The sequence below is a fragment of the Actinomycetospora sp. 2LY8.5 genome (assembly GCF_057180585.1).
In genome coordinates this window covers 1-1,251 of the sequence record NZ_JBXUHE010000108.1, presented here as the reverse complement: position 1 = coordinate 1,251, position 1,251 = coordinate 1, and the positions used below count along the sequence as shown (strand labels likewise).

Genomic DNA, 1,251 nt, shown 5'->3' with positions numbered 1-1,251 from the left:
GGCTGACCGGGACACGATCTTCACCCTCGGCCTGATCATGGGCCTGGGGCCTCACTCTTCGTGGTGCTTGGACACTTCGGAGGGAGGCCCCAGGTGGGCAGGGATGCTACTGGCGAGCGCGATCTGGGGGCGGTGGTCCTCGGTCTTGAGGGGTTCCGGCTGGTCGCGGTCGACGAGCACGACGGCGAGCTCGAGCTGGCCGTGGAGACCAGGAACGACATGGTCGGCTGTCCCGGTTGCGGCGCGGTCGCGACCGCGCATGGGCGACGCCCGGTGCGGGTGCGCGACCTTCCCGTGGGCGGCCGGGCGACGACGCTGATCTGGATCAAGAGGCTCTGGCGGTGCCGCCACGAGCGGTGCGAGACGCGCACGTGGTCGGAGACCAGCAACGAGATCGCGCCGCGGGCTTCGGTGAGCACCCGCGCGGCCCAGGAGGCGTGCCGCCGAGTCGGGCAGGCCGGCGAGTCGGTCGCTGCGGTAGCTCTCGATCTCGGTCTCGGGTGGGGCACGGTGATGCGCGCCGTGGTGGAGCACGGCGGCCCGCTGGTCGACGACCCCGCCCGCCTGGCCGGTGTGGCCGCGCTCGGGGTGGACGAGACCGCGTTCCTGGCCGCCACCGCCAGCCATGGCACCGAGTTCGCGACCGGGCTGGTCGACCTCACCCGAGCAGCCGGGTCGTCGGCGCGGCTGCTCGATGTCGTGCCTGGTCGCAGCGGTGTCGTGCTCTCGGCGTGGCTGCGCGAACGCGAACTCGGCTGGCGCGCTGGGATACGCGTGGCCGCGCTGGACCCGTTCCGTGGGTACGCCTCGGCGCTGCGCACCCAGCTACCGCACGCGCTGCGTGTCCTCGACGCCTTCCACGTCGTGAAGCTGGGCTTCGACGCCGTCGACCAGGTCCGGCGCCGCGTGCAGCAGGAGACCCTCGGGCACCGTGGTCGGGCCGGCGACCCGCTCTACGGCATCCGCCGGGTGCTGCGCCGCGGCCACGACCGCCACTCGGACCTGTCCTGGACCCGCCTGCTGCACGGCCTGGACCTCGGCGACCCGAACGGCGAGGTGACCGCCGCGTGGATCGCCGCCCAGGAGCTGCGCCTGCTCTACCGCCACACCGACCCCGCCCGCGCCGCGGCGGGGTTCTACCGCTGGCTGGCGTTCTGCGCCGACTCCGGGGTCCCCGAGCTGCACCGCCTGGCCCGCACCCTGGACTCCTGGCGAGACGAACTGCTCGCCCGCTTCACCGTCACCGGCGTC

General features: G+C 73.7%; 1 protein-coding gene. It reads left to right on the top strand.

Features of this window, described 5'->3' with window-relative positions; translation table 11 throughout:
• Positions 1–93: 93 nt before the first annotated feature.
• Positions 94–1,251, top strand: a 1,158-nt coding sequence (locus tag AC2A1K_RS35620; RefSeq protein WP_483901074.1) for an ISL3 family transposase, incomplete at its 3' end; no start/stop codon positions are given.